The organism is Citrobacter sp. Cu231 (assembly GCF_030332265.1).
GTDB lineage: Bacteria > Pseudomonadota > Gammaproteobacteria > Enterobacterales > Enterobacteriaceae > Citrobacter > Citrobacter meridianamericanus.
Genome location: NZ_JAOWIE010000047.1, coordinates 1 through 23,199 on the forward strand (window position 1 = coordinate 1; position 23,199 = coordinate 23,199).

General features: G+C 54.2%; 29 protein-coding genes and 3 pseudogenes. 27 read left to right on the forward strand and 5 right to left on the reverse strand.

Features of this window, described 5'->3' with window-relative positions; genetic code table 11:
- Window positions 1-581: 581 nt before the first annotated feature.
- From OGY15_RS20855 to OGY15_RS20880, 6 genes are all read left to right on the forward strand, one after another.
- Window positions 582-995 carry a hypothetical protein gene (locus OGY15_RS20855; protein WP_000465051.1) on the forward strand — a complete coding sequence of 138 codons (414 nt, stop codon included), beginning with the start codon at window positions 582-584 and terminating at the stop codon, window positions 993-995.
- Window position 996: 1 nt separating this feature from the next.
- Window positions 997-1,782 carry a site-specific integrase gene (locus tag OGY15_RS20860; protein ID WP_001164197.1) on the forward strand — a complete coding sequence of 262 codons (786 nt, stop codon included), beginning with the start codon at window positions 997-999 and terminating at the stop codon, window positions 1,780-1,782.
- 584 nt (window positions 1,783-2,366) lie between these two features.
- Window positions 2,367-2,999, forward strand: coding sequence for a nucleotide-binding protein (locus OGY15_RS20865; protein WP_000312331.1), 633 nt, complete (start codon window positions 2,367-2,369; stop codon window positions 2,997-2,999).
- Window positions 2,999-3,373: a hypothetical protein gene (locus tag OGY15_RS20870; protein WP_000752652.1), complete on the forward strand. Its 375-nt coding sequence runs from the start codon at window positions 2,999-3,001 to the stop codon at window positions 3,371-3,373. The genes OGY15_RS20865 and OGY15_RS20870 overlap by 1 nt, the downstream gene beginning before the upstream one ends.
- Window positions 3,374-3,611: 238 nt before the next feature.
- A complete protein-coding gene (parM, locus tag OGY15_RS20875) occupies window positions 3,612-4,586 on the forward strand; it encodes a plasmid segregation protein ParM domain-containing protein (RefSeq protein WP_001217836.1) in 975 nt (324 codons plus the stop codon).
- A 3-nt stretch (window positions 4,587-4,589) separates the two neighbouring features.
- A complete protein-coding gene (locus OGY15_RS20880; RefSeq protein ID WP_000272884.1) occupies window positions 4,590-4,982 on the forward strand; it encodes a plasmid partitioning/stability family protein in 393 nt (130 codons plus the stop codon).
- Between the two features lie 83 nt (window positions 4,983-5,065).
- Here OGY15_RS20880 and OGY15_RS20885 read toward each other — a convergent pair whose 3' ends face one another.
- Window positions 5,066-5,245 (reverse strand): hypothetical protein, encoded by a 180-nt coding sequence (locus OGY15_RS20885; protein WP_000618104.1) that lies wholly within the window; start codon window positions 5,243-5,245, stop codon window positions 5,066-5,068.
- Window positions 5,246-5,638: 393 nt separating this feature from the next.
- On the opposite strand from OGY15_RS20885, the gene OGY15_RS20890 reads away from it, so the two are divergent.
- The 9 genes from OGY15_RS20890 to OGY15_RS20930 all read left to right on the forward strand — a co-directional run bounded on the left by OGY15_RS20890 (window position 5,639) and on the right by OGY15_RS20930 (window position 10,618).
- On the forward strand, window positions 5,639-6,565 hold the full coding sequence (locus tag OGY15_RS20890; RefSeq protein ID WP_032346617.1) for a DUF1281 domain-containing protein: 927 nt from the start codon (window positions 5,639-5,641) through the stop codon (window positions 6,563-6,565).
- Window positions 6,562-6,873, forward strand: coding sequence for a hypothetical protein (locus OGY15_RS20895; protein ID WP_001732000.1), 312 nt, complete (start codon window positions 6,562-6,564; stop codon window positions 6,871-6,873). Before OGY15_RS20890 ends, OGY15_RS20895 begins: the two co-directional genes overlap by 4 nt.
- Window positions 6,874-6,948: 75 nt before the next feature.
- Window positions 6,949-7,632, forward strand: coding sequence for a DNA methylase (locus OGY15_RS20900; protein WP_042857000.1), 684 nt, complete (start codon window positions 6,949-6,951; stop codon window positions 7,630-7,632).
- A complete protein-coding gene (locus OGY15_RS20905; protein ID WP_001104880.1) occupies window positions 7,633-7,854 on the forward strand; it encodes a YubE family protein in 222 nt (73 codons plus the stop codon).
- A 13-nt stretch (window positions 7,855-7,867) separates the two neighbouring features.
- Window positions 7,868-8,302, forward strand: coding sequence for a DUF1380 family protein (locus OGY15_RS20910; protein ID WP_000274494.1), 435 nt, complete (start codon window positions 7,868-7,870; stop codon window positions 8,300-8,302).
- 45 nt (window positions 8,303-8,347) lie between these two features.
- Complete coding sequence (locus OGY15_RS20915; protein ID WP_001005040.1) at window positions 8,348-9,124, forward strand: YubG family protein; 777 nt, start codon at window positions 8,348-8,350, stop codon at window positions 9,122-9,124.
- Window positions 9,125-9,535: 411 nt separating this feature from the next.
- Complete coding sequence (locus tag OGY15_RS20920) at window positions 9,536-9,961, forward strand: antirestriction protein (protein ID WP_001198880.1); 426 nt, start codon at window positions 9,536-9,538, stop codon at window positions 9,959-9,961.
- Between the two features lie 46 nt (window positions 9,962-10,007).
- Window positions 10,008-10,430, forward strand: coding sequence for a DUF1380 family protein (locus OGY15_RS20925; RefSeq protein ID WP_000271698.1), 423 nt, complete (start codon window positions 10,008-10,010; stop codon window positions 10,428-10,430).
- Window positions 10,427-10,618, forward strand: a complete 192-nt coding sequence (locus OGY15_RS20930; RefSeq protein ID WP_001024838.1) for a hypothetical protein — start codon at window positions 10,427-10,429, stop codon at window positions 10,616-10,618. Before OGY15_RS20925 ends, OGY15_RS20930 begins: the two co-directional genes overlap by 4 nt.
- 332 nt (window positions 10,619-10,950) lie before the next feature.
- Here OGY15_RS20930 and OGY15_RS24885 read toward each other — a convergent pair.
- Window positions 10,951-11,160 (reverse strand): annotated as a pseudogene (locus tag OGY15_RS24885) (hypothetical protein); the annotation flags it as partial.
- Window positions 11,161-12,039: 879 nt separating this feature from the next.
- On the opposite strand from OGY15_RS24885, the gene ltrA reads away from it, so the two are divergent.
- From ltrA to OGY15_RS20975, 8 genes are all read left to right on the forward strand, one after another.
- Window positions 12,040-13,941: a group II intron reverse transcriptase/maturase gene (gene ltrA / locus OGY15_RS20940; protein ID WP_286540942.1), complete on the forward strand. Its 1,902-nt coding sequence runs from the start codon at window positions 12,040-12,042 to the stop codon at window positions 13,939-13,941.
- Between the two features lie 149 nt (window positions 13,942-14,090).
- Complete coding sequence (locus OGY15_RS20945) at window positions 14,091-14,576, forward strand: single-stranded DNA-binding protein (RefSeq protein ID WP_052893168.1); 486 nt, start codon at window positions 14,091-14,093, stop codon at window positions 14,574-14,576.
- A gap of 57 nt (window positions 14,577-14,633) precedes the next feature.
- The gene (locus tag OGY15_RS20950; RefSeq protein WP_000006020.1) at window positions 14,634-14,867 is read left to right on the forward strand and encodes a DUF905 domain-containing protein; all 234 of its coding nucleotides are present in this window, start codon (window positions 14,634-14,636) and stop codon (window positions 14,865-14,867) included.
- 58 nt (window positions 14,868-14,925) lie between these two features.
- Entirely contained in the window at window positions 14,926-16,884 is a 1,959-nt protein-coding gene (locus OGY15_RS20955) for a ParB/RepB/Spo0J family partition protein (protein ID WP_001756232.1), read from the forward strand.
- Between the two features lie 54 nt (window positions 16,885-16,938).
- Window positions 16,939-17,373, forward strand: a complete 435-nt coding sequence (psiB, locus tag OGY15_RS20960) for a conjugation system SOS inhibitor PsiB (RefSeq protein WP_001756230.1) — start codon at window positions 16,939-16,941, stop codon at window positions 17,371-17,373.
- Window positions 17,370-18,089 (forward strand): plasmid SOS inhibition protein A, encoded by a 720-nt coding sequence (locus tag OGY15_RS20965; RefSeq protein ID WP_001276267.1) that lies wholly within the window; start codon window positions 17,370-17,372, stop codon window positions 18,087-18,089. The genes psiB and OGY15_RS20965 overlap by 4 nt, the downstream gene beginning before the upstream one ends.
- On the forward strand, window positions 18,086-18,682 hold the full coding sequence (locus tag OGY15_RS20970; protein ID WP_000978001.1) for a hypothetical protein: 597 nt from the start codon (window positions 18,086-18,088) through the stop codon (window positions 18,680-18,682). Before OGY15_RS20965 ends, OGY15_RS20970 begins: the two co-directional genes overlap by 4 nt.
- A 464-nt stretch (window positions 18,683-19,146) precedes the next feature.
- Window positions 19,147-19,647 (forward strand): antirestriction protein ArdA, encoded by a 501-nt coding sequence (locus tag OGY15_RS20975; protein WP_000117626.1) that lies wholly within the window; start codon window positions 19,147-19,149, stop codon window positions 19,645-19,647.
- A gap of 217 nt (window positions 19,648-19,864) precedes the next feature.
- Here OGY15_RS20975 and OGY15_RS24745 read toward each other — a convergent pair.
- A pseudogene (locus tag OGY15_RS24745) lies at window positions 19,865-20,091 on the reverse strand (hypothetical protein).
- Between the two features lie 288 nt (window positions 20,092-20,379).
- On the opposite strand from OGY15_RS24745, the gene OGY15_RS20985 reads away from it, so the two are divergent.
- The 4 genes from OGY15_RS20985 (at window position 20,380) to OGY15_RS21000 (ending at window position 22,422) form a co-directional block, all read left to right on the forward strand.
- Window positions 20,380-20,814: a hypothetical protein gene (locus tag OGY15_RS20985; protein WP_000218858.1), complete on the forward strand. Its 435-nt coding sequence runs from the start codon at window positions 20,380-20,382 to the stop codon at window positions 20,812-20,814.
- Window positions 20,815-20,907: 93 nt separating this feature from the next.
- Window positions 20,908-21,174: a hypothetical protein gene (locus tag OGY15_RS20990; protein ID WP_001247862.1), complete on the forward strand. Its 267-nt coding sequence runs from the start codon at window positions 20,908-20,910 to the stop codon at window positions 21,172-21,174.
- A gap of 64 nt (window positions 21,175-21,238) precedes the next feature.
- Window positions 21,239-22,165 carry an Rpn family recombination-promoting nuclease/putative transposase gene (locus tag OGY15_RS20995; RefSeq protein ID WP_000038335.1) on the forward strand — a complete coding sequence of 309 codons (927 nt, stop codon included), beginning with the start codon at window positions 21,239-21,241 and terminating at the stop codon, window positions 22,163-22,165.
- Window positions 22,165-22,422 carry a hypothetical protein gene (locus OGY15_RS21000; protein WP_015056422.1) on the forward strand — a complete coding sequence of 86 codons (258 nt, stop codon included), beginning with the start codon at window positions 22,165-22,167 and terminating at the stop codon, window positions 22,420-22,422. Before OGY15_RS20995 ends, OGY15_RS21000 begins: the two co-directional genes overlap by 1 nt.
- Before the next feature lie 30 nt (window positions 22,423-22,452).
- On the opposite strand, the gene OGY15_RS21005 is transcribed toward OGY15_RS21000, so the two are convergent.
- The gene (locus OGY15_RS21005) at window positions 22,453-22,704 is read right to left on the reverse strand and encodes a helix-turn-helix domain-containing protein (RefSeq protein ID WP_000148285.1); all 252 of its coding nucleotides are present in this window, start codon (window positions 22,702-22,704) and stop codon (window positions 22,453-22,455) included.
- 33 nt (window positions 22,705-22,737) lie between these two features.
- Window positions 22,738-22,935 (reverse strand): annotated as a pseudogene (locus tag OGY15_RS24750) (hypothetical protein).
- Between the last annotated feature and the right edge of the window lie 264 nt (window positions 22,936-23,199).

The window sequence follows — 23,199 nt, forward strand, 5'->3', positions numbered from 1 at the left end:
ATCAATCATCTGCTCTCCAATGACTAGTCTAAAAACTAGTATTAAGACTATCACTTAAATAAGTGATATTGGTTGTCTGGTGATTCAGGGGGCCAGTCTACAGATGTGAAGCATATGCATATTTATAGTATATGCAGATGTCAGGCATATGGATATGTTAAGACTATGCCTGTTTCTCTCATTTTTCCGCCCAGATCCGAAAAAAGGTAGTCACGGATCTTCCTCTCCCCCACACAACGCCACCTCCTGTAAGCACAACATGTGGTGCCGGATTCAGCTGCTGATGACACTATATGTTGTGTCATCTCCCTGACCTGTGATGCGTCGCGCAGGGGCGGAAAACAGAGATATGATGATTTCCTCAGCGTGGTACACTTCCGGAAAGTTGTGATATTCCGGAAAGTCGGATCTGACGGAAACGGCTCTCCGGTAATTTAACGGTGTGGTTATATGGATGCTTGTTATCATGGTGATGATGATAACGGCATGATGTTATCAGACGGCGTGACGGTAAGGGCAGTGATGATGGATGACGTTATCGCATGACCGTCCCTGCCCGGAAAAGAAAAAAGGAGTCACCCATGTTTTTTATTGAGAATGAAGGTCAGGCTGTCGTCAGAACGGATTACTGGCAGTCTGTACAGGCGCAGGCCGGATATGTCTACCTCAGCTGGAATGCTGGCGCAGCCAGGCTGCTTGTCCCGGATGCGGCAAAACATTTACTCAGGGAGATGCGGGGGGCTGACTACGTCATCATCAGTAAGGGAACGCTGCATGGCCGCGATGCGCTGGAACTGGTATTTGAAGACGGCAGCGATGCGCCGTTTGTGATCCACATGCTGAGTGAGCAGTGCGATCGCCTGCCCCCCGAAAACAACCAGGGCGGGGGTTTTGTTGTCACCGTCTGGACGCGTGGCGGTAACCAGCTCCGTTATCCGGGAAAGTACCGGGTTGTGGAAAACCTGCCCGACGTTTCCCCGTGGAGTGAACACTGATATGCAGCACCTGCCGGCACCGATCCACCATGCCCGGGATGCCGCTCAGCTTCCTGTTGCCATCGATTATCCGGCAGCGCTGGCACTCCGCCAGATGTCGATGGTTCATGATGAACTGCCAAAATACCTGCTGGCCCCTGAAGTGAGCGCCCTGCTCCATTACGTGCCGGATCTGCGCCGCAAGATGCTGCTGGCCACACTGTGGAACACCGGTGCGCGCATTAATGAAGCACTGGCGCTGACGCGGGGGGATTTTTCGCTCACGCCCCCGTATCCGTTTGTGCAACTGGCCACTCTGAAGCAGCGGTCAGAAAAAGCCGCCAGGACGGCAGGAAGAATGCCCGCCGGGCAGCAGACCCACCGGCTGGTTCCACTCTCCGACTCCTGGTACGTCAGCCAGCTGCAGACGATGGTGGCCACACTGAAAATCCCCATGGAACGGCGTAATAAACGAACAGGCAGGACGGAGAAAGCGCGGATCTGGGAAGTGACGGACAGAACGGTCAGGACCTGGATTGGGGAAGCGGTTGCCGCCGCTGCCGCTGATGGTGTGACATTCTCTGTTCCGGTCACGCCACATACGTTCCGCCATTCCTATGCGATGCACATGCTGTATGCCGGTATACCGCTGAAGGTCCTGCAGAGTCTGATGGGGCATAAGTCCATCAGCTCAACGGAGGTCTACACGAAGGTATTTGCGCTGGATGTCGCGGCGCGTCATCGTGTGCAGTTCGCCATGCCGGAAGCCGATGCGGTAGCGCTGATAAAACAACTTGAGAGGCGTTAAAAAGCCGTATTCGCGGTTCAGTCAAGGGGGAGCTGGTGCATTCATCTATGGAAGATAGAGCACCAAACTCATAGAGGCCACGTTCTCAGGCCAGAACAGTCTTATATCTCTGGCGCTGACAACCCATAGTACTTGCCTGGATGGGAAACTCTTCTTGTGCCGAGTGTAAGAGCCATCTGCCGGAACGCTTCCTCGCCAGTTCGCTCGCTACGCACAGTTACATGGCTGCGGCGAGGGCTGCCTGATTCTAATAATGATATTTCAGCATGATAGCAGCAATAAAATAGATTGCAGCTATCATGCTGTACACATACGGCCTAGCGCTCTGTTTATGTTATGCTATCTGCAATCTTGCGGCAATCTTGCTTCATCTGTCGATGCGATTCTGAATGAGGTTTCTTTTATTGTTAACGTGACACAAGTATTCGGCTGTCAATTCCAGCACTCTGCTAAGTAGCAAGATTATTTATTGTTGCAATCTTGCTGCAAGCTGTTATCTTGTTCTGGAAGAGTTACTCTACCTAATCTCAATCTGGTTTATATTGATGTTTGCTGCAAGATAGCAGCAAGTAAAGGGGGGCTAAATGGCCTGGATAGTTGGTTTTATTTCTCAGAAAGGTGGTGTGGGCAAAAGCACTAAAGCGAGAGCGTTAGCGCGTGAAGCATCCGCCTGTGGTATCAAAACAAAATTAGCTGATCTCGACTTGGAACAGGCAACGAGTGCTGAGTGGCATCGTAGACGTCTGTCAGCTGGTTTGTCACCGGTTGCTTCCGTTGAAGTGTTTTCAACAGCAAAGCAGGCGATAGAATCTGCCGGCGATTTTGACCTTCTGATTCTTGATGGCCCTGCTCGTGCAAGTAAAGGTACTTCAGAAATTGCTAAGGTCGCCGACCTTATCGTCCAGCCAACGGGAGCCTCCCTTGACGATCTTGTCCCGGCAATTAAAGTTTTCAACGCGTTGGTAAAAGAAGGTATACCACGTTCAAAACTGGTCTTCGCTTTAAGCCGGGTAGGTACCGAAGCGGAAGAGCTGGATGCTCGTGCATATATCAGTGAAGCAGGTTATGAAACTTTATCTGGATGCCTTTTTGAGAAGCCAGCATACAGAAAAGCGATGAATTCAGGACTCGCTGTGACAGAAACACGTTATAAAGGTTTAAACGAGAGAGCTGATGAACTTATCCAGGCACTCATCGATAAGATTGGAGAAGAGTAATGGCTGATGCGTCAAAACTTAGAACTAAAAGAACCCGTAGTGGGTTGGGGGTACCCCCGGGCCCCGACGAAGTGGCTACCAGCTTGAATGCGCCTGAGATAGCTCCGGCTGTCGCTGCCACTGATGTTCAGAGACAACAGGCAGACTCATCGCCAGTGCACCATGAGCCTGTGGTTACGCAAACAGTGACCGAGGTATATACCCGCCGCGATGGCCGTTCTGCCAGAAAAACAAACAGGACGCTGGCATTTGCAACACGTGTCACACCTGCTTTCGACCAAGAGATCCGGGATATCGCAGAGCGTGAGGGGTTGAAACTGGTGGAAGTTCTGGAAAAAGCAGTTGAGGCATATAAGGAAAAACAGGGCTATTAATCCGGGATGCAGCAATCTTGCTGCATTCTTTTTTTGTGTGCAATCTTGCAGCAAGATTTATGCTAGATAAATGCTAGATTGCTGCAAGATAAATGATATAATGCTCAAATTGAGTAGTTAACTGCCCAAGTGAAGTACGCAGCTTGAGTACTTACCTGTGGTTTATGAGCATATTTACTTAATGTGAGTAGTTATTGTGTGAAGATGAATACTCAAGTTGAGTATAAATGGAGATGGTATGAGAATTTTTTGCGATGATGGTTCTACAAATGTGAAACTTGCCTGGTTTGAAGGCAAGACGCTGAAAAGTGCGGTATCAGTGAACTCTTTTCGCCATAACTGGAAAGTCGAGGGCTTAGGCAGCAGTCGTACTTATAACTATCTGCTTGATGGCCGTAAATATACCTACGACCCGGTCAGCGAAGATGCGATCAGCACGACTCATATTGAGTATCAGTACTCTGATACAAATGTGTTGGCAGTTCACCACGCATTACTGAACAGTGGCATTGAACCCCAGGAGATCGATCTCACCGTTACGTTACCTATCAGCGAGTTTTACACGGCCGACTGCCAGAAAAATACGCTTAACATTGAGAGAAAAATTCGCAACCTGATGCGAGAAGTCACCCTGAACAAAGGGGGAACTTTTACCATTAAAAGCGTTGAAGTGATGCCTGAATCACTCCCGGCTGTATTTACTCGCCTAGTTGCTGACAACGTTGGTCAGTACGAAAAATCATTGGTTATCGATCTCGGTGGTACAACTCTGGATGTCGGGGTTATTGTTGGCCAGTTTGAGGATGTTTCGGCTGTACATGGTAATCCTGATATTGGTGTATCAATGGTCACGAAAGCCACGCTCACTGCACTGAAAATGGCCAGCAGTGATACCAGTCCAATGATTGCTGACGAGTTGATCAAAAACAGGAATAACCTGGATTTTGTGGGGCAGGTTGTAAATGAGGTCTCTAAACTAAATCTGGTGCTGGATACCATTGATACAGCGATAAATAAACTGGGCGAGCTAGTTGTTGATGATTTGCTGCAGTATCGAAACGTAAACCGCGTATATATTGTCGGTGGCGGGGCTGCACTCATTGCTGATGCTGTTCGTAAGGCATGGAACCACCTTGGCGAAAAGGTGGTTCTTATGGATGAACCTCAGACAGCGCTGGTCCAGGCTATTGCACGCTTCAAAGCGGAGGAGTAATCGATGTACGAAGGCGAAGAAAGGAAAAAACTTTCACTCTACCTTCACCCGGAGGACTCTGCCGATTGTCTTGCACTGGCTGAAATCGAAACTGTTCCCCGGAAAAAACGGGGGGAGTTATATCGGCAGGCTTTGATAACCGGCCTGATAATGCATCAGCTTGATGAGCGAATTCCCGCCGTGTTAACCGCGCTATTCACCAGAGAATTGAATGCGGATGAGGTCATTAGTCAGATTGCCAGGATAACAGGCTGGAAACCCTCCTCCGGTGATTTAAAAGAGGTACTGAAGGCGTTGGGAGGGCTTCAGAGTACAGTTTCACCAGAACACTCTCAGGATGACGGTGAACAGGCCCGTCTGAAAGCGGCTAGGGTGAAGATGCAAAACCTGATCTAAAAAAGTCTCGCTCCGTGAAACCTGCAAAATTTCTCGGGGTGTGCGGCTTAATTTTTAGATTTCCGCGTTTCCCGTCATTTGAGTCAATGGAGTGCTGGTTGACAGCTCCTCACTCTGAAGGACGGGGATTCCCACATATGCAGCCAGATTTCCGGGTAGTGTGGTTTCAGACGTTGTTCGATTTCATTCTGTAGCGCCTGAAGTGTGCCTGATTTGAGTTTTTTTGTGCTCTGGCGGTCGAAAAGAATTTCAATGCGGATCATGTTCTCATCTCCCTTTTCTTTTGCTGTATGCATATACAGCATTCTAATAACTGAGTCCGCACACAGTCAAATGTCATTGCTCTGACTAAAAAATGCTCAATTCTCTGAGAGTGTGGCTGTATGCCTGCTGTGGACTGCTGTGTCCAGCTTATCCACAGCATTTTGCGCACGGTTCTGTGAATAAAATACCTGGTTACCCAGGCCGTGCCGGCACGTTAACCGGGCTGCATCCGATGCAAGTGTGTCGCTGTCGCCGGCCTCCTCACCCGGTCACGTTTCGTCGTTCCTCCTCCACGCGCTGCGGCTTCGGGGCCGCACCTGCATTCGTATGCGGTCGCCCGGTTACAGGTGCGGCACGGCCTGATGGAGGCCGCATGTGAGAGGAGAATTCCCATGCCAAACTGGTGCTCGAATCGTATGTATTTTTCTGGTGAACCAGCACAGATCGCTGAGATTAAACGACTGGCCAGCGGTGCAGTCACACCGCTTTATCGCCGCGCCACAAATGAAGGTATTCAGCTGTTTCTGGCCGGAAGTGCCGGACTTCTGCAGATCACTGAAAATATCCGCTCTGAGCAGTGCCCCGGAGTGACGGCTGCCGGACGTGGTGCTGTATCACCGGAAAATATCGCGTTCACCCGCTGGCTGACACACCTGCAGAACGGTGTACTGCTGGATGAGCAAAACTGCCTGATGCTGCATGAACTCTGGCTGCAGAGCGGTACTGGACAGCGTCGCTGGGAAGAGTTACCGGATGATGTCAGGGAAACTATCACTGTGCATTTCACCGCAAAAAGAGGTGACTGGTGTGACATCTGGGGTAACGAGGATGTATCGGTGTGGTGGAACCGTCTGTGTGACAACGTACTGCCGGAAAAAACCATGCCGTTTGACCTGCTGACGGTTTTGCCGACCCGCCTGGATATTGAAGTGAATGGCTTTAACGGCGGTGTTCTGAACGGTGTTCCTTCTGCATATCACTGGTATACAGAACGGTATGGCGTGAAGTGGCCTTGTGGGTATGACCTGAATATCAGTAGTCAGGGAGACAACTTCATTCAGGTTGATTTCGACACGCCGTGGTGTCAGCCGGAAAGCGACGTTATTGCAGAATTAAGCCGCCGTTTCAGCTGCACGCTGGAGCACTGGTATGCCGAACAGGGCTGCAATTTCTGTGGCTGGCAGCGATATGAGCGTGGAGAGCTTGTTGATGTGCTGTGGGGGGAACTGGAATGGTCTTCCCCGACAGATGACGATGAGCTGCCGGAAGTCACCGGACCTGCGTGGATAGTCGACAATGTGGCGCATTATGGCGGATGAAGTATGACGGAGACGGGCGGGCAACCGCCCGTTTCTTTTCCGGTAAAGGATGTCGCCGTGCTCCTCTTTTTACTGCGCCGGCTGACGCGGCGCGGCATAAACGCTGCCTGTGGTCAGTGTCCCGCGTCCGGCGGGCACGGGACGGGCGCTTTTACCGCTCCCGGCTGGCGTCGGTGACAGTGTACGCCAGCCCGTCGCCCTTTTCTGATGAACGCCCTTCAAGCCGCTTTCGCGGCATAACCTTGCCGTCAAAAAGACGACGGCTGCGGTATTCCACGGTCGGCCTGACCCGTTACCGGACGCGGTGAACAGCCCACAGGCAGCGGGGAACGGGCACCACAGGGGTGCCCTCCCGGTGCCCTCTGTAAGAGAAGGAGTTTTGTATGTCCCGTTTTGTCCTCGGTAACTGCATCGATGTTATGGCCCGTATCCCTGATAACGCCATTGATTTCATCCTCACCGACCCGCCGTACCTCGTCGGTTTTCGTGACCGTCAGGGGCGTACCATTGCCGGCGATAAAACCGATGAATGGCTGCAACCGGCCTGTAATGAGATGTACCGCGTACTCAAAAAAGACGCGTTAATGGTGAGCTTCTATGGCTGGAATCGCGTCGATCGTTTTATGTCTGCCTGGAAAAATGCGGGATTCAGCGTTGTTGGTCACCTGGTCTTCACCAAAAACTACACATCGAAGGCCGCATATGTGGGCTATCGCCACGAATGTGCCTACATCCTGGCAAAAGGCCGTCCACGTCTGCCACAAAAACCGCTGCCGGACGTGCTGGGCTGGAAATATTCAGGCAATCGTCATCACCCGACGGAAAAGCCCGTTACCAGCCTGCAACCGCTGATTGAGAGCTTCACCCCCCCGAACGCAATTGTGCTGGACCCGTTTGCAGGTAGCGGCTCAACCTGCGTGGCCGCCCTCCAGTCCAGACGCCGGTATATCGGTATCGAGCTGCTTGAGCAGTATCACCGTGCCGGGCAGCAACGCCTTGCCGCCGTGCAACGGGCCATGCAGCAGGGGGCCGCGAATGATGACTGGTTTATGCCGGAGGCTGCGTAAATGAACTATGCAGGACACGAAAAACTGCGCGCCGAAGTGGCGGAGGTGGCCAATGCCATGTGCGACCTGCGTACAACCATGAATGAGATGGAGCAGCGGTACAGCTTTAATGCCGACACCCTGCCGGAACGTCTGGTGCGTCAGACGCTGTTTCGCGCAAACCGCCTCCTGATGGAGGCATATACCGAAATTCTGGAACTGGATTCCTGCTTCAAAGATTGAGAAGGAGACGAGAATGTACGGAACATGCGAAACGCTCTGCCGTGAGCTGGCAGCGCAGTATACGGAGAACACGCCGCTGATGCTGGTTGTCTGGTCCCCGGAAGAGATTCAGGCACTGGCTGACGGTATGGAAATTTCTCTGACCGGTCATGAAATCAGGACCGTCCTGGCACGCCTGGAGGACATCCCGGAAGAACAGCGGATTGAGTCCGGTATTTCTTCCGCTGCGGTGATGGAGATCATCAATAACGTGAGCGAAAACCGCCAGGTGACCGTCCCTGCTGAACTGCTGGCGTCCCTGATTCAGACCGCTGAACAGGCATTGTGGAAACGTGAATGGGCCGCCCGGGATCATGGCCTCGCCGTCCCGGAATGCGTCACCCGCCGTCAGGCGGTGATTAATCAGGCCCGCACCCTGCTGAAAAACAACACACACGAAAACGACTGATGTTATCGCCGCCTCCGGGCGGCGATTCAGGGAGAACGATTAATCATGAACGAAAACACAACACTGAACGCACTGATTTGTCGTCACGCCCGCAACCTGCTGCTGGCGCAGGGCTGGCCGGAAGAGACGGATGTTGACCAGCGGAACCCGAAGTATCCGGGCTGGATCAGCATTTACGTGCGGCTGGATGCGCCCCGGCTGGCGACGTTACTTATCAACCGTCACGGCGGCGTACTGCCGCCGCTCCTGGCCTCTGCCATTCAGAGACTGACCGGAACCGGGGCGGAACTGGTACTGTCCGGCAGTCAGTGGCAGTCGCTGCCGGTACTTCCGGCAGACGGAACGCAGGTGTCTTTCCCGTATGCCGGAGAATGGCTGACCGAAGACGAAATCAGGGCTGTTCTTGATGCGGTGCACGATGCGGTACGAAGCATCTGTTACCAGGTGGCAGAAGATGCGCGGCGTATCCGTGCGGCGCTGACCACCACCGGTCAGACGTTGCTGACCCGCCAGACGCGCCGCTTTTGCCTGGTCGTGAAGGAAAGCGATCACCCCTGCTGGCTCGATGAAGATGACGAAAACCTGCCCGTGGTGCTCGATGCCATCGTGAACCGGGGAGCACGTTTTTCGTCGGTGGAAATGTATCTGGTCAGTGAGTGTATTGAGCATATCCTGTCCAGTGGGCTGGCCTGCGATGTGCTGCGTATACCGGATGAACCGCCCCGCCGCTGGTTTGACCGTGGTGTTCTGCGGGAGGTGGTCCGGGAAGCCCGGACCGAAATCCGCAGCATGGCGGATGCCCTGGCAAAAATCAGGGGCTGATGATGGCGGGGAAAATCCCCGCTTTTTTTCTGCCGGTCCCCGGAAAGAGCAAAAGGATGTCGCCGCCGGCTCCGCTTTACCCGGCCATGCGGGGCATGGCCTTGTGGGTTTTCAGTTATGTGGCCTCAGCGTCGTGTGCGGGCTGTGCCGTGCCTCCATCGTAGCCGGGCTTCTGCGGGCGGGTTGCAAGGTAAGGTGAACCGCTGCGGTCACCCGGTCCCTCCTTCCCGTCTGCCGTGATTTTCCGGTCGTTCACCCGCTCAGATTTCGCGGTCTCACCCTCCAACTCCCGCCAGCCGTGTGCGTCAGGCTGCGGCTTCCCTTGCGCCCTTGCAACCCTGCAGGCCCGGCAAAGATGGAGGCACGGCACCGCCCGGTGTCGCGGAATATGTGAACAACGGAGGAAATCCCATGCAGTATGCGAAACCTGTCACTCTGAATGTTGAAGAGTGCGACCGTCTGTTTTTTCTGCCTTACCTGTTTGGCCAGGATTTTCTGTATGTCGAAGCGTCTGTGTGCGCGCTGGCGAAAAAAATGATGCCGGAATATGAAGGCGGATTCTGGCACTTCATCCGCCTGCCGGACGGTGGCGGTTACATGATGCCGGATGGCGACCGTTTTCATCTGGTTAACGGTGAAAACTGGTTTGACCGTACCGTGAGTGCTGATGCCGCAGGAATCATTCTCACTTCCCTTGTGATTAACCGCCAGTTGTGGCTGTACCACGACAGCGGGGATGCAGGACTGACTCACCTGTACAGGATGCGCGATGCGCAGTTGTGGAGCCACATCGAATTTCACCCCGAATGTAACGCGATTTACGCGGCGCTGGACTGATTAACGGACGGGGCGGCAATGCCGCCCCTGTAAAGGAGACGAGAACATGTACTGTACTGTTAAAGAAATTATCCGCGATGTACTGGATACAGACGTGCCGGACAGTGAATGCGTTTTTGCCGTGGTGCTGACTCGTGGGGATGTGCGTCACATAGCCCAGGACTGGAGTCTGACAGACGATGAGCTGGAAACCGTCATGCAGCGGCTGGACGATGCCTTTGAGCATGGTGCGGATGTCAGCGTTGTTCACGACGTTGTTCGTGAACTGATGGAGGAAAAGCACGCCAGCCGTCAGGTGACAGTCCCGGCGGTGATGCTGGAAAAAGTGATGGCGCTGGCAGGCAGTGAAATGAAGCGCCTGTATGCCGTCGGGAGTGAGAACGGGGGCGACGGTGATGCGTTCGTCAGGGAAGAACGCGAAGCAATGGACGTTGTGTTACAGGCGCTGGACGGGGAGCACATGTCATGAATATCAACACGGAAACCCGCGAAATTCTGCGTAATTACAGGGCTGTGATTAATGCGCGGCGTCGTGAAATGGGGCAGAAACCGCTCACCACCGCGCAGATTGTTGATGAAATCTGCGATTTTGTGGTGAATCAGCAGGCGGTTTTCCTCGGCGGTCACTACATCTTACAGGGCAGCAGAAACAGGTGATACAGGGCAGGCGGTGGAGGCCGCCTGTCAGCCCGCGCGAAAACCCCTGGCAGGCTGGCGCCTGCCGGAAACACGGGGGGCAGCGCCTGCGGCGCTGCCGGCCCGACTTTCCGGTCAGAAGGTAGTGTATGGCTGTATGCCAGGAACAGGTGTAATGTTCCGTGACACTGTCACCGTTTCTGGCTGTTTTTTGTTGCGCCCGCTTCGGCTCCCGGCTGCCTGACGGCATCCGGTCGTCAGGCCCGACTCCGACAGGCAGCTGCTGGCGCACCCGCCAGTCTCCGCCGAACCCGCTGGCGCGGTTTCGGGCTGTCGCTACGGTCCGATGCGTGAAAACCCGGGCTTGCAGCGACCGTTCCGGTCGCGCCGCCCCTGTCGCGCCGTGGCCTGCGCTCCCTGCACACCTGACGGTGTGTGAGGAAACTGCGCCTGATGGCGCAGCAGTCTTCCCTCCTGCCGCCACCTCTGCGGCCTGTTTCCCGCTGTGGACTTTCCGGGGGGCAGACGTGACCCCCTCCCGTTCCATCTGTCCAGGGTGAGATGCACCGGCCACAAAATTTTTAGCCATGAACCCGGCAAAAAATTTTGCGTCCGCCCCCGGACAGCTGTCCCGTGAGGCGGTAAACGGGCCCCCATCGGAAAGGTCCACTGCGGGGATAAAACCCTGTGAAGTGGACGGCAGGAGGAGCTTTCGCTCCTCTGAAGGGGGACATGAACGTCCCGTCGCCGGTATCCGGTTTATCTCACATCTTTCAGTCAGGAGGTTCTTATGAGTGCACGTGGTATCAACAAGGTCATCCTCGTCGGGGTGCGCCGTTGAAGCGCGGTGTTTTATGGAGTGTTGCATGAAAAGCAACATGGCTTAGTGGTATAGCCATTGCATACTGTGGTTAGCCTCGCTTGGTAACAGGCTCGGAGATCCTGAAAAGGAGAGGTGAACATAGCATCCACAGAAAAGGGTGGTGAATACGGAAATCGTTATAAGTATCACCACTCAATGCAAGATGTATATGGATAAACTGGGTTTGTTGAAGTCGAGATCTATGTGGGAAACAGGAAACCAATAACGCAGAACGATTGAAGCGTTATTCCCGTAATAGCACAAGAAATCCGCCCTACGTTGATTGTGACCACTCTAACGGGCCAGCTATTGATGAAATAGTTAAACGATCGAAAGACATCCTAAGTACATCGCATCTCCACACCGTGAAACTACGGGACTACCTAAACTGGATTTATACCCAGCATGGTAGCGGAGTCTCCATAGTACTCAAGGTCGGCCTGTAATGGGCTACGGCAGTCCGCATTATACGGAAGCAGCAAAGGTATAAATCAACCGGAAGGGAGATGAAAGCCTCACAGTGCTGCGGGGAAGGGAGACAGTTGTTAGATACATCAATCTCTAAGAGGAGGGTTAGCCAATGCTGCCTGATGAACTTGAGAAAAGATTAGATGGAATTGAGGATGCTTCAAAAAAAGGGTATCCAGTACGTAATCTATACAAAATTGCGTGTGAGCCCGGACTGTGGCTGCAAGCCTACGTGAATATACGGGCCAATGCAGGTGCACTGACTCAAGGTGTATCAACAGATACCATTGATGGCTTCTCTATCGAAAGAGCAGAGAAGCTGGCAAAAACATTGCGGAGTAGAGAATACGTAGCGAAACCTGTACGCAGAGTTCAGATCCCAAAAAAGGACGGAAAAACCAGACCGCTGGGGATTCCAGGTGGAGACGATAAACTGGCGCAAGAAGTAGCAAGAATTATTCTGGAAAGGGTTTATGAACCAGTATTCTCTGAACACTCTCATGGATTCAGACCAAAACGTTCGTGTGAAACTGCGCTCAGATCTATTCGTCCAGTCTGGAACGGAGTTAAATGGATCGTGGATGTTGATATCAAAGGTTTCTTTGACAATATCCCCCACAAACTATTGCTGAATACACTGGCAGAGAAAATTAAGGATAAGAATTTCCTGAAATTAATCGAACAGTGGCTGAAGGCAGGATATGTGGACAATTGGAAATACCATCGCTCATATTCTGGCACGCCACAAGGTGGGATAATTTCTCCCTTACTGGCAAATATATACCTCGACAAACTGGACCGTTTTGTAGAACAGAACTTAATTCCTGCATATACAAGCGGTACAAAACGAAGAGCGAATCCAGATATGAACAGGCTGGCCCATAAGATTCATAAACTACGAAAGAAAGTAGACGGTATGGCAACTGATTCTGAATCAGAAAAAGAAGCCATAAAGAAAGAAATTGAACGACTGCTTGAAGAAAAACGTTCTATACCATCTCAGGTCATGAACGATCCAAACTTCAGGCGTATGTACTATGTTCGATATGCTGATGACTTCGTAATTGGTGTCATCGGCTCGAAGAAAGATGCTGAACATATATCAAGACAGGTCAGAAACTTTATTACTACTTCACTGGGATTGGAAGTTAATGAAGCAAAGACCAGGATCCGCCATATCTCAGAAGGAGTTAATTTTTTAGGCTATGAAATCAGACAGGCAGATGCAAAGAAATTGCTGAAGCAGAAAATGCAAGGGCGGCACGCTCTCCGGAGATCCACCACAGGAATTGTGCAGCTCTTCGTTCCTGACAATATAACCGCTAAATTTTGTCACCAAAAGAAATATGGCTGTTATGAGAATGTGAAGGCTGTACATCGTTCAAGTCTACAAAATCTCAGTGAAGCTGAAATTGTTCTGACTTTCAACGCGGAAATGCGCGGATTGGCGAACTACTACAGTCTGGCGCTGGACATGAAATATAAATTATCAAAATTATATTTCATATGGCAAATAAGCCTTTTTAAGACCCTAGCGAATAAACGACGTAGTTCAGTGAATAAAGTCGCCAAATCGCTACGGCAAAATAATGGAGATCTGGCTATTACCGTTCAGGCCAAAAATGGATCCCGAAAGATTGAGGTTTTCAAACTCAAACATGTCAATCGCAACCGAACAACGATTGTCGATACGGAACCGAGAACCGCACATATCACAACCCGCACAACAGAGATCATGCGTCGATTAGGGGCAAGGATCTGCGAGTATTGTGCGAAGACTGGGCGCTGCGAAGTACATCATGTCAGAAAGCTAAAAGACCTGAAGAAAGGTCGTAAGGCCGGATATAAACCCAGCCTGTGGCAACTAATGATGATCGCACGCCGCCGGAAAACGATGATTTTGTGCGCAAGTTGCCACGACAAGTTACATAGCGGAAAACTACCCGATCTGAGACAGGAAAAGGGAAGAATACTCCTGCAACCACCTGTCTCAAGTGGGGATTCTGCTAAATGAGTTTATCCCCAATAAGCTAGCAATGGAGAGCCGTATGCATTGAAAGGTGCACGTACGGTTCGGAGGGGGGGTAACGGTGATCTAACTCAAGATAAGCAGGACATATTCGCCATTTATCTTGAAAGACCACACGTACCCTACCCTACCGTCTGGGAAAAGATCCGGAAGTCCGTTACATCCCAAACGGGGGCGCAGTGGCAAACCTGCAGGTGGCCACGTCAGAAAGCTGGCGTGACAAACAGACGGGGGAGATGCGGGAGCAGACAGAATGGCATCGCGTGGTGTTGTTCGGCAAGCTCGCGGAAGTGGCAGGTGAATATCTGCGCAAGGGCGCGCAGGTCTACATCGAGGGACAACTCCGTACCCGTAGCTGGGACGACAACGGCATCACCCGCTACATCACTGAAATTCTTGTTAAGACCACGGGCACCATGCAGATGCTGGGGAGTGCACCACAGCAGAACGCTCAGGCGCAACCGAAGCCTCAGCAGAATGGGCAGCCACAGAGTGCTGACGCGACGAAAAAAGGTGGCGCGAAAACGAAAGGCCGTGGACGTAAGGCCGCGCAGCCGGAGCCTCAGCCGCAACCGCCGGAGGGTGACGATTACGGGTTTTCAGACGACATCCCGTTCTGATCGGGCTGACTGTGACAACCGCCCCGCCCTGTGCGGGGCATCACCGGAGATATGAGGATGAGCGAATATTTCAGAATACTTCAGGGACTGCCGGACGGCTCCTTTACCCGTGAACAGGCGGAAGCCGTTGCCGCACAGTACCGGAACGTCTTTATCGAGGATGATCAGGGAACGCATTTTCGCCTGGTTGTCCGTCAGGATGGCACGTTGATCTGGCGCTCCTGGAATTTTGAGGACTGTGCCGGGTACTGGATGAACCAGTACATCAGGGATTTCGGGATTCTTAAGTAAGAGAGGTGCCGGACGCGCGAACGTCCGGCAGGACATAAGCAATTATAAGGGGATGATTATGCCTGTAACGAAGTGTGAACCAGAAACCACCCGCAAAGCAAGCCGTAAATCTGTAAAAACGCAGGAAACTGTCCTGTCTGCCCTGCTGGCGCAGACGGAGGAAGTGAGCGTGCCGCTGGCCTCGCTGATTAAGTCACCGCTGAATGTGCGCACGGTGCCGTATTCTGCGGAGTCCGTCAGCGAACTGGCGGAGTCCATTAAGGGCGTCGGACTGCTGCAGAATCTGGTCGTGCATACCCTGCCTGGTGACCGTTACGGTGTCGCCGCAGGTGGTCGCCGACTGGCTGCACTCAACATGCTGGCAGAGCGTGGCATCCTTACGGCTGACTGGCCTGTACGCGTGAAGGTTATTCCGCAGGAGCTGGCGACTGCCGCATCAATGACTGAAAACGGTCATCGTCGGGATATGCACCCTGCCGAACAGATTGCCGGATTCCGTGCGATGGCGCAGGAAGGCAAAACGCCTGCACAAATCGGTGATTTGCTGGGCTATTCGCCCCGCCACGTTCAGCGAATGCTGAAACTGGCAGACCTTGCGCCTGTCATCCTCGATGCGCTGGCAGAAGACCGCATCACCACAGAGCACTGTCAGGCGCTGGCGCTGGAGAACGACACCGCGCGTCAGGTGCAGGTGTTTGAAGCCGCCTGCCAGTCGGGATGGGGCGGTAAACCGGAAGTACAGACCATTCGTCGTCTGGTGACCGAAAGTGAAGTGGCGGTGGCAGGTAACAGTAAATTCCGCTTCGTGGGGGCTGATGCTTTCTCACCTGACGAACTGCGTACTGATTTGTTCAGCGATGACGGGGACGGTTATGTCGACCGCGTGGCGCTCGATGCTGCCCTGCTGGAAAAACTCCAGGCTGTCGCTGAACACCTTCGGGAAGCAGAAGGCTGGGAATGGTGCGCCGGACGCATGGAGCCTGTCGGTGAGTGCCGTGAGGATGCCGGAACATACCGCTGTCTGCCGGAGCCGGAAGCGGTGCTGACGGAGGCAGAAGAAGAACGCCTGAACGAACTGATGACGCGTTACGACGCGCTGGAAAACCAGTGTGAGGAATCCGACCTGCTGGAAGCAGAAATGAAGCTGATTGACTGCATGGCGAAGGTCAGGGCGTGGACGCCGGAGATGCGTGCCGGAAGTGGCGTGGTGGTGTCCTGGCGTTATGGAAACGTATGTGTCCAGCGTGGTGTGCAGTTGCGCAGTGAAGATGACGCGACTGATGACGCTGACCGCACGGAACAGGTGCAGGAAAAAGCGTCAGTGGAGGAAATCAGTCTGCCGTTGCTGACGAAAATGTCTTCCGAACGCACGCTGGCAGTCCAGGCAGCACTGATGCAGCAACCGGACAAATCTCTGGCACTGCTGGCATGGACGCTCTGCCTGAATGTGTTTGACAGCGGAGCGTACAGTAAACCAGCACAAATCAGCCTGGAATGTAAACATTATTCGCTGACCAGCGATGCGCCGTCAGGGAAGGAAGGTGCCGCATTCCTGGCGCTGATGGCAGAAAAAGCCCGTCTTGCGGCCCTGTTACCGGAGGGATGGTCACGGGACATGACGACGTTCCTGTCACTCAGTCAGGAGGTGCTGTTATCCCTGCTCAGTTTCTGCACTGCGTGCAGAATCCACGGTGTTCAGACCCGTGAGTATGGTCACACGTCACGCAGTCCGCTGGATTCGCTGGAAAGCGCCATCGGCTTTCACATGCGCGACTGGTGGCAGCCGACAAAAGCAAACTTCTTCGGACACCTGAAAAAGCCGCAGATTATCGCAGCCCTGAATGATGCCGGACTGTCCGGTGCCGCACGGGAGGCAGAGAAGATGAAGAAAGGCGATGCCGCTGAACATGCAGAGTTCCATATGAAAGACAACCGCTGGGTGCCTGGCTGGATGTGTTCACCACGTCCACAGACGGATGCCACTGAACGCGCCGATAACCTGGCTGATGCCGCCTGATGAACAACCACACCGCCCCGCCGGAGACGGGGCGGCAGAGGGAGATATACGATGATGAATACCGAACTGACACTGAATGCCCTGCAGTCCATGAATGCCCAGGAATATGAAGAAATCCGTGCTGCGGGAAGCGATATGCGCCGTAATCTCACTCACGAGGTGATGCGTGAAGTGGACGCACCGGCTAACTGGATGATGAACGGAGAGTATGGCAGCGAGTTCGGGGGCTTTTTCCCCGTCCAGGTTCGTTTCACGCCAGCCCACGAACGTTTCCACCTGGCATTATGTTCGCCGGGAGACGTCTCTCAGCTCTGGATGCTGGTTCTGGTGAATGGTGGTGGACAGCCTTTCGCCGTCGTTCAGGTGCAACATATCTTCACGCCTGTCGCGATCAGTCACACGCTGGCGCTTGCTGCGACACTGGATGCGCAGGGATACAGTGTTAACGACATCATCCATATCCTGATGACAGAAGGAGGTCAGGCATGAGCGCACGTTCACGGGCACTGATCCCCCTCAGCGCAGAACAACAGGCCGCCATGCAGGCGGTGGCTGTCACAGAACAACGTCGTCGTCAGGGACGCACACTTTCAGCATGGCCTTATGCCACCGCTTTCTTTCGCTGCCTGAATGGCAGTCGCCGGATTTCGCTGACCGATCTCCGCTTTTTTGCCCCTGCGCTGACGAAGGAGGAATTTCATGGCAACCGTCTCCTGTGGCTGGCTGCAGTGGATAAACTGATTGAAAGTTTTGGAGAAGTCTGTGTTCTTCCCCTGCCATCCGATGCGGGGCACCGTCTGTTCCCGTCCGTGCCTTTTCATGAAGGTGAGCGTCGTCGTCAGAAAACCACGCTGACAGAGCAGAAATACAGCCGCCAGCGGGAACGTGAGGCAGAACGACGGGAACTGGAATACCAGACATGTTTTGCTCAGGCGCAGATTGACCTTGCGTTTCATACTCCCGCCACGGTCGGAAGCTGGTTGTCCCGCTGGTCTGGTGTTGTTGAGGAGCATGATCTGGAAACGATTTTCTGGGGGTGGTGCGGGCGTTTTCCGTCACTGTCATCATTTGGCCGGTTTTTCTGGCAGGAGGAACCACTCTGGCGGCTGATTTTTGAAGCCGGTGAGGCCGGTCGTGGTGCACCGATACAGGTACGTGCACTTGAGCAGTGGATGATCCCGAACAAGCTGGAGAACGTAATATGATGAAATCAGACGAAAAATATCAGGTTCCCGTGTGGATGCGACCTCTGTTGCCGTTGCTCTGCAACACCGGAGGGAACGATCCGGAAGAACTGCTGAATGATACAGAAACCACTGCCAGTGCGAATGTTGTCCGTTATGTACTGATAGTTGCTGTGCGGTCGCAGGTTGATCTGCTGCAGCTTCTGTACAGGAAAGGGCTGTTGCGCACAGAGATACCAGGTGGCTTTTCACCGGAAGAAGCGCAGGCACTCCTGGATAATCTGGAGCGCAGCCATATCAGCAAGGCGCTGTCGGGCGAGCGAATGGTAGCCCGTGACAGAAATGCCGATCTGGCCTGGATTCGACAGCAACTGGTCGATGCCGCCTGGTTTGTCCGTGCCACACTGGAAGCGCATGGGATGAGCGTCGGAAATGAGAGTCCCCCTGCTCAGCCGGAGACAATGCCGGACATACAGACACGGGAACTGGTGATGTTGATCAAGCGACTGGCATCATCGCTGAAAGCGGTGAAACCGGACAGTTGTGTGGTGCGTGAAGCGCAGGACTGGCTGCGCGACAGAAAACTTGTGAGCATCACGGATGTTCTTCGGTGAACCAGTGGAGGTATGCTTGAGGGGCAGGGACACGCCGATCATGATCGTTTCATATCAGGGGTGGTCTGGAGGTCATGCGGTGTGTCCTCTGCACTCGCCGGAATAAGGAAGTCGCCGGCGGCTCCGCTTTTACCCGGCCATGCGGGGCATGGCCTTGTGGGTTTTCAGCTCTGTGGCCTCAGCGTCGTGTGCGGGCTGTGCCGTGCCTCCATCTTAGCCGGGCTGGCAGGGATGCAAGGGTACGCTTCGCCGCTGCGGTCACCCGGTCCCTCCTTCCCGTCTGCCGTGATTTTCCGGTCGTTCGTCCGCTCAGGTTTCGCGGCCTCACCCTGCAACTCCCGTCAGCCGTGTGCGTCAGGCTGCGGCTTCCCTTGCGCCCCTGCATCCCCGCCTTATCGCCCGGCTTTTATGGAGGCACGGCACCGCCCGGTGCCGCAGAACATGTGACTATGGAGGATTCGGGAATGTCTGTTGTTGCACCTGCTGTATACGTTGGAACCTGGCACAAATACAACTGTGGAAGCATCGCCGGACGCTGGTTTGACCTGACCACGTTTGATGATGAGCGCGACTTTTTCGCCGCCTGCCGTGCTCTTCACCAGGATGAAGCCGATCCTGAACTGATGTTTCAGGATTATGAGGGATTCCCGGGGAATATGGCCTCTGAATGCCATATCAACTGGGCCTGGGTTGAAGGCTTCCGCCGGGCACGGGATGAAGGCTGCGAAGAGGCTTATCGTCTCTGGGTGGATGATACCGGTGAGACGGATTTTGACACCTTCCGCGATGCCTGGTGGGGCGAGGCTGACAGTGAGGAGGCTTTTGCGGTTGAGTTCGCCAGTGATACCGGCCTGCTGGCTGACGTGCCGGAGACGGTGGCGCTCTATTTTGACTATGAGGCGTATGCGCGGGATTTATTCCTGGACTCCTTCACCTTTATTGACGGTCATGTGTTCCGTCGGTGATTTACTCCCCCGCTCCGGCGGGGGTATGGCCTGCCAGGCCGCCGGAAAACCCTGGCAGGCTTACGCCTGCCTGAAATGCAGGAGGGCCGCGCCTGCGGCGCTGCCCTTCCTGCCCGTCATGGTGTGAGGCATTTTTCTGTTATGTCGTTTCTGTTGTTCTGACTCCCGGGGGGCGGGGACACCCTTCGGCTCCCGGCTGCCTGGCGGCATCCGGTCGTCAGGCCCGACTCCGACAGGCAGCTGCTGGCGCACCCGCCAGTCTCCGCCGAACCCGCTGGCGCGGTTTCGGGCTGCCGCTACGGTCCGATGTCTGAAAAACCAGGCTTGCAGCGACCGTTCCGGTCGCGCCGCCTCTGTCGCGCCGTGACCTGCGCTCCCTGCACACCTGACGGTGTGTAAGGCCACTGCGCCTGATGGCGCAGTTGTCTGCCCTTCCGCCGCCACCCCTGCGGCCTGTTTCCCGCTGTGGACTTTCCGGGGGCTGAAGCGGCCACAACACGTGTCAGCCGTCCAGGGGGGAGATGTACCAGCCACAAAACTTTTTGCCGCAAGCGTCAAAAACTTTTGCGTCTGCCCCCGGACAACTGCCCCGTGCCGTGGCTGTCGCTGCCCCATCGGAAAGGTCCACTGCGGGGAGAAACCCCGAAGAAGTGGACGGCAGAAGGGGCTTTCGCCCCTCCGGGGAATAACCGGTCGGCCCGGCGACCTGATTCAGCAGAAGGAGACGTTTTCATGACAGTCAGCAGCACGATTTCCGTTTTTTGCCGCGACGGGGTGTTCCGTACCGTTTACTGCCATCTGCACGGGGAGCCGACCTGGAACGGTCGCATCCTGCATACCCACTATGCCACCGGTCAGCAGGCCGAAGCCCTGGTTGAACACGGTGATATCCGTTGCCTCGGTCCCCGTTGCGACAAACCCGCCGGGCATACGCTTCAGAACCCGGTGGACGGTGTGACGGCTTATTACGGACGTGACAGTGGTTTCCGGATGGACAGTGAGGCGCGTGAGTACCGTTCTTTCATGGAGGCTATTGCCACTGAAAGCACTGAAGAGGTGCGCTTCCATTATGTGTTCATCGACGGCTACTGGAAGGTGATGTACCGCACGCCGGAAGGCTGGAAGATGAAAGCGCTCGCGCTGGCACTGCGTCGCTGTCCGAAATGAAAAAAAGGCAGGGCGATAAACCCTGCCTCTCTCCGCCGGCGCTTCCCCGCCAGGAAGTCCGGCATCTCAATCACTATCTATGGAGATTATGCCATGAGACCATCAATTATCTTCGCAACCGCCGAGTATGTAAAGCGTCTGCGTGAAGAGTGCCTGCGGGAGAATAAACCCCTGCACCGCCATACCCGCTTCAGACGTCAGGAGCTGGCACAGGATGAGATTAACCCGGACGTCCTGGCGATGAGCGGTCATATCGCCAGACGCTGCAGTGAGCAGAAGCGGGTACGTATCCCCGCCATGAAAGTCAGCGAATGGGGCCACCTGCTCCGCGCGCTTGAAATTGAGCGGGTCTGCCACTGATTAACCCTTGCCGTCTGCCTGTGCAGGCGGCAGGATACGTTCAGACATCTCACCAGGAGGAACCGTGAGTAAGAAGAAAAACACCACAACGCCCACGCCGCATGATGCCGCGTTCCGGTCGTTCCTGGCGAATCCCGACGTCGCCAGAGATTTTCTGGAACTGCATCTTCCGGCGGAGTACCGGCAGTTGTGCGACCTGTCCACGCTGAAGCTGGAACCCGCCACCTTTGTAGAGCCGGACCTGCATCAGTACGCCAGCGATATCCTCTGGAGCGTGAAAACCACCGGGGGTGAAGACGGCTATGTTTATACGCTCATCGAGCACCAGAGCACCGAAAATCTGTACATGCCTTTCCGCATGTTACGTTACAGTGTGGCGGCGATGCAGAGGCATCTGGAGCAGCACAAAACGTTGCCACTGGTCATTCCGGTGCTGTTCTATCACGGTGAGCGCAGCCCGTACCCGTACAGCATGAACTGGCTGGACTGTTTTGAGAATCCGGCGCTTGCGGCTAAAATATACACAAAGCCGTTTCCGCTGGTTGATATCACTGTCGTTGATGACAATGAAATCATGAACCATCGCCGGATGGCCGCACTGACGCTGCTGATGAAGCATATCCGCCATCGTGACATGATGGAGCTGCTGGACAAACTCCCGCAGGTCATGGTGGAAATTTCAGACGAGCAGGTGCGTGTTCTGATTCATTACATCGTTAACGCAGGGGACTCTGTATCACCGGAATTTATGCGGGCGCTGGCTGAGCGTCTGCCGCAGCATGAGGATAAACTGATGACTATCGCAGAACGTCTTGAGCAAAAAGGTCGCCAGGAAGGCAGGATGGAAGGACGCATGGAAGGACGCATGGAAGGAGCGCTTGAAAAAGCCCTGGCTATTGCGTGCCAGCTTCAGAAAATGGGGATGACGCCGGAGCAGATTAAGCAGGCTACCGGACTTTCCGATGACGAACTGAAGAAAATCACTCACTGATGAGAACCACAAAGCCCGGCAAAATGCCGGGCTTTTTTGTCAGCAGGAGCAGAGCAAACAGCATGACGATTGCAGAACGTCTTATACAGAAAGGTTTCGACGAAGGTTTTAAAGAAGGTTTTAAGAAAGGTGCGCTTGAAGTGGCGCGGGAAGCAGCCTGCCGGCTGCGGGATATGGGCTGGACGCCGGAACGGATTCAGGAGGCGACCGGACTTTCCGGTGAAGAACTGAAAAAGCTGTTTCCTGATGATCAGTAGCCTGGCATTCAGCCAGGCTGTGAATCACGCTCACACATCCTCTGCCGTTTCCCCCAGTTCATTTTCCAGTCGTCTGATGATATCTGCTTTACGCATCCCCTGCATGTGAGGCAGCAGGTCACGGACTGAAAGAGCCTGGGTGGTCCTCCAGACGGTGACGTCCACCTGTTCCGCATTTTCCCAGGCGTGCCATGTTCTCTGCGTCACGCCAAATTCTCTGGCCGCTTTTTCGCGTGACCAGAGCATGCTTTTTCGCCAGATTCGCAGTTCCCAGCCGGTCATAAAACACCTTTGAAAAAGTGAAAAAACTTCAATTTATTTTATCATCATAATCACCAAATCAACGCGATAAATAAGTGTGAAAAAGTGAAAAAATTTCACTTTTTCTAGTTGCAGATGTCGTGCTGTTTTCTCTGTTTTCACCTGTGCGGGAGTGGTGCGTCAGTGACCACCACATGCCATTGTTGTGCCGTCGTTTTTCTTCAGTCGCGCCGGATGTGGCGCTCCCTGCACACCTGACGGTGTGTAAGGCCACTGCGCCTGATGGCGCAGCTGTCTCTGCCTGTCTGCCGCCGCAGTGCGGCCTGTTCTCCGCAGACGGACTTTCCGGGGGTACATACACGACCACATCCCGTTTCAGTCGTCCAGGGGAGAGATGTACCAGCCACAAAACTTTTTGCCGCAGGCGTCAAAAACTTTTGCGTCTGCCCCCGGACAACTGCCCCGTGACGTGGTGAGCGTCCCCCGTCGGAAAGGTCCACTGCGGGGAAATCCCCG

Coding starts and splice junctions, on each gene's coding strand:
- OGY15_RS20885 (WP_000618104.1), bottom strand. CDS start 5,245: ATGATCCGCATTGAAATTCTTTTCGACCGCCAGAGCACAAAAAAACTC.
- OGY15_RS20865 (WP_000312331.1), top strand. CDS start 2,367: ATGGCCTGGATAGTTGGTTTTATTTCTCAGAAAGGTGGTGTGGGCAAA.
- OGY15_RS20955 (WP_001756232.1), top strand. CDS start 14,926: ATGCCTGTAACGAAGTGTGAACCAGAAACCACCCGCAAAGCAAGCCGT.
- OGY15_RS20975 (WP_000117626.1), top strand. CDS start 19,147: ATGTCTGTTGTTGCACCTGCTGTATACGTTGGAACCTGGCACAAATAC.
- OGY15_RS21000 (WP_015056422.1), top strand. CDS start 22,165: ATGAGAACCACAAAGCCCGGCAAAATGCCGGGCTTTTTTGTCAGCAGG.
- OGY15_RS20900 (WP_042857000.1), top strand. CDS start 6,949: ATGTCCCGTTTTGTCCTCGGTAACTGCATCGATGTTATGGCCCGTATC.
- OGY15_RS20970 (WP_000978001.1), top strand. CDS start 18,086: ATGATGAAATCAGACGAAAAATATCAGGTTCCCGTGTGGATGCGACCT.
- OGY15_RS20880 (WP_000272884.1), top strand. CDS start 4,590: ATGTACGAAGGCGAAGAAAGGAAAAAACTTTCACTCTACCTTCACCCG.
- OGY15_RS20905 (WP_001104880.1), top strand. CDS start 7,633: ATGAACTATGCAGGACACGAAAAACTGCGCGCCGAAGTGGCGGAGGTG.
- OGY15_RS20920 (WP_001198880.1), top strand. CDS start 9,536: ATGCAGTATGCGAAACCTGTCACTCTGAATGTTGAAGAGTGCGACCGT.
- OGY15_RS20925 (WP_000271698.1), top strand. CDS start 10,008: ATGTACTGTACTGTTAAAGAAATTATCCGCGATGTACTGGATACAGAC.
- OGY15_RS20950 (WP_000006020.1), top strand. CDS start 14,634: ATGAGCGAATATTTCAGAATACTTCAGGGACTGCCGGACGGCTCCTTT.
- OGY15_RS20855 (WP_000465051.1), top strand. CDS start 582: ATGTTTTTTATTGAGAATGAAGGTCAGGCTGTCGTCAGAACGGATTAC.
- OGY15_RS20895 (WP_001732000.1), top strand. CDS start 6,562: ATGAAGTATGACGGAGACGGGCGGGCAACCGCCCGTTTCTTTTCCGGT.
- ltrA (WP_286540942.1), top strand. CDS start 12,040: ATGCTGCCTGATGAACTTGAGAAAAGATTAGATGGAATTGAGGATGCT.
- OGY15_RS20870 (WP_000752652.1), top strand. CDS start 2,999: ATGGCTGATGCGTCAAAACTTAGAACTAAAAGAACCCGTAGTGGGTTG.
- OGY15_RS21005 (WP_000148285.1), bottom strand. CDS start 22,704: ATGACCGGCTGGGAACTGCGAATCTGGCGAAAAAGCATGCTCTGGTCA.
- OGY15_RS20930 (WP_001024838.1), top strand. CDS start 10,427: ATGAATATCAACACGGAAACCCGCGAAATTCTGCGTAATTACAGGGCT.
- OGY15_RS20890 (WP_032346617.1), top strand. CDS start 5,639: ATGCCAAACTGGTGCTCGAATCGTATGTATTTTTCTGGTGAACCAGCA.
- OGY15_RS20910 (WP_000274494.1), top strand. CDS start 7,868: ATGTACGGAACATGCGAAACGCTCTGCCGTGAGCTGGCAGCGCAGTAT.
- psiB (WP_001756230.1), top strand. CDS start 16,939: ATGAATACCGAACTGACACTGAATGCCCTGCAGTCCATGAATGCCCAG.
- OGY15_RS20860 (WP_001164197.1), top strand. CDS start 997: ATGCAGCACCTGCCGGCACCGATCCACCATGCCCGGGATGCCGCTCAG.
- OGY15_RS20990 (WP_001247862.1), top strand. CDS start 20,908: ATGAGACCATCAATTATCTTCGCAACCGCCGAGTATGTAAAGCGTCTG.
- OGY15_RS20985 (WP_000218858.1), top strand. CDS start 20,380: ATGACAGTCAGCAGCACGATTTCCGTTTTTTGCCGCGACGGGGTGTTC.
- OGY15_RS20915 (WP_001005040.1), top strand. CDS start 8,348: ATGAACGAAAACACAACACTGAACGCACTGATTTGTCGTCACGCCCGC.
- parM (WP_001217836.1), top strand. CDS start 3,612: ATGAGAATTTTTTGCGATGATGGTTCTACAAATGTGAAACTTGCCTGG.
- OGY15_RS20965 (WP_001276267.1), top strand. CDS start 17,370: ATGAGCGCACGTTCACGGGCACTGATCCCCCTCAGCGCAGAACAACAG.